Annotated in this window: 1 protein-coding gene; it reads right to left on the bottom strand. The window is 43.3% G+C overall.

The window, feature by feature from the left end:
- Positions 1 to 259: hypothetical protein (locus J7R10_RS09155; protein WP_208436517.1), on the bottom strand; the 259-nt coding region annotated here is incomplete at its 3' end.
- Between the last annotated feature and the right edge of the window lie 147 nt (positions 260 to 406).

Genomic DNA, 406 nt, shown 5'->3' on the forward strand with positions numbered 1-406 from the left:
CAGCTTGGGGAAAATATGTAAAATAAAGGGGATTATGCTCATTATCAGCTAACTGAACGGCATTACGCGCTGCGTCATCTGGTGTATTTGAAATGCCATTATAGAACATACGCCTGTTGCCATCAGAGCCTTTTTGTAAAGGCTGCTCATCTTCAGCCTTTAAATAGTGATATTGAAGAAAACAATCCTGCCATTCCAAGCGGAAGGCAAGGAGGGAGGATTGTTTCCCATCAGCAGCAGTAAGACTTAAGGTTGGCATTCATCCGCGTTTTTATACCTTTTACAAAACGGGCTATTTAAACGCCTTTCGACACTTCGTTGCGGGATGACAGCGCCAGGCTGACAGATGGGGAGGTCTTTATAATTATAACACCAATATGGACCACCAGATTTCTTACGGAATCCT

Source organism: Bartonella vinsonii subsp. berkhoffii ATCC 51672, assembly GCF_902825225.1.
GTDB classification, from domain to species: Bacteria; Pseudomonadota; Alphaproteobacteria; order Rhizobiales; family Rhizobiaceae; genus Bartonella; species Bartonella berkhoffii.